Below are 1,783 nucleotides of genomic sequence, written 5' to 3'. Positions count from 1 at the left end.
TTCGTTTAATGTTTGAATTAGACCAACCGAGCGAGCCTAGCAACCATGTTACGCTAATGGGGAATCGCGCCTTCGATACGCTGCGAAACTCAGTAAGAGACGCTGTACAACAAGGTTATTTAAAAGGCGAACCAGAAAAACTAGCTCATTTATTTTGGGCGACAATACATGGCATCGTCGTACTAGACCTAACGAACAAACTCACTTACGGAATCGACAAGCATGCCTTGCTCGAATCTTTCTTTGAGGGCGAGTTCACTTCAGCGAGAAACACGCACTAGGACAGCAAATGAGCTCTCCCACTAACGATCTCGATACTACAGGTCCGGGCGTAAGAAAGGCTTCACCCAAGGTTTGTTTTGCTCAATCTCTTCGAGGGTTAGACCGGTTAACTCATACGGCAACACCAACCAGTCTTGCGTTTTATGGAGAAAGTAGTCTGGCTCCCGACCAGTCTCAGATAAGCCCTCTTTGAAATATGGCATCGCAATACGTGTATCTTCAGGCATGTTCCGTTTAGCTTTACTTGATAAACGCTGAATAACCGCATCGATATGGCGCCCAGTACTGAATACATCATCGACAATAAGCAGCTTGTCGTCGTAATTCATATTCTCAAGCAAATATTGAATACCATGAACACGAATACCCTGATTGCCCTCTAACTCTTCAAAGTATTGTTCCATGCCGCGGTATGATGTTCGAATAGCAATATGGTCTGTTTCGACCCCCAGCGTTTGTAAACACTCTTGCACATAAATACCTACTGTCGACCCGCCACGCCAAATACCGACAATAAAGTCTGGACGAAAACCACTTTCATATATTTTGACCGCCAAGCGATAGCTATCTTCCACCAACGACTGCTCTTCGACATATCGTTTTTTCGCTTGCTTCTGCTGTTCTAGCCCGGCCATTTCACCCATCCTATTTATACTCGATATACGATACTCAGCTTGCAAAATGTTTTTGAAAAAGTAAATAATCGAGCCACTTATATTGAGCATACTGGGATTCAATCGGTGATTCTTAAAACCTACATCGGCGCACAACAATTACTAGAAGATTCGTTCCGTTTAGGCACGCAAATTCTAGATTCAGGCTTCAAACCAAGCATTATTATTGCTCTATGGCGAGGCGGGACACCGATTGGGACGGCAGTACAAGAGCTGCTTGAGTATCACGGTATTGAAACAGATCATATCGCCATTCGAACTTCTTCCTACGCAGCTGCCATTGATGGCCGCTCAAATGAGATTCGCATTCACGGTATGAGCTATCTCATCAAACACGTGAAACATACGGACCGCTTATTAATCGTCGATGACGTATTTGATACCGGGCATACCATTAAAGCGGTAATTGAACATCTTGAAACACACGCCAGAAGAAATACGCCGCAAGAAATAAAAGTGGCCGTACCGTATTACAAGCCTACACGTAATCAGACTGATATTGTGCCCGATTACTTTTTACACGAAACCGAAGAATGGCTTAAATATCCGCACTCGCTTGAAGGTTTGAGCCATGAAGAAATAGCCGAGAACAGGCCAGAGCTATACGAGATCATTAAGCCTCACCTCAAGAAGTAATTCACTCATTCAGCTCAAAGGCATAATTGACCTGATCACTGCTGAAACCGCGACTATATAAGTAGCGTTGCTGCTTCGCCTTCTGCTTTAAGTCAAAGCCGAGATCCCAATCACCAAACTTACGCTGCCGAGTATGCTTGGCGAGCTCAAACCAATCTGTATCGTCACGTTCAAACGCAAGCATCACCGCT

The 1,783-nt window shown here is 44.5% G+C and carries 4 protein-coding genes; 2 read left to right on the top strand and 2 right to left on the bottom strand.

Annotation, left to right across the window (positions count from 1 at the left end; translation table 11 throughout):
- Positions 1-281 (top strand): TetR-like C-terminal domain-containing protein (locus A3762_RS24525; RefSeq protein WP_197469564.1); only part of this gene is annotated, 281 nt, incomplete at its 5' end.
- 36 nt (positions 282-317) lie between these two features.
- On the opposite strand, the gene A3762_RS24520 is transcribed toward A3762_RS24525, so the two are convergent.
- Complete coding sequence (locus A3762_RS24520; RefSeq protein WP_068755499.1) at positions 318-917, bottom strand: phosphoribosyltransferase; 600 nt, start codon at positions 915-917, stop codon at positions 318-320.
- 39 nt (positions 918-956) lie between these two features.
- On the opposite strand from A3762_RS24520, the gene A3762_RS24515 reads away from it, so the two are divergent.
- Entirely contained in the window at positions 957-1,592 is a 636-nt protein-coding gene (locus A3762_RS24515; protein WP_369820678.1) for a phosphoribosyltransferase, read from the top strand.
- 1 nt (position 1,593) lies between these two features.
- Here the strand turns inward: A3762_RS24515 and A3762_RS24510 are convergent.
- Positions 1,594-1,783: RecX family transcriptional regulator (locus A3762_RS24510; protein WP_197469563.1), on the bottom strand; the 190-nt coding region annotated here is incomplete at its 5' end.

The sequence above is a fragment of the Oleiphilus sp. HI0125 genome, assembly GCF_001635355.1.
The sequence above is the reverse complement of the archived record's forward strand: the minus strand, read 5'-3'. Positions and strand labels throughout refer to the sequence as shown.

Coding starts and splice junctions, on each gene's coding strand:
- A3762_RS24520 (WP_068755499.1), bottom strand. CDS start 917: ATGGCCGGGCTAGAACAGCAGAAGCAAGCGAAAAAACGATATGTCGAA.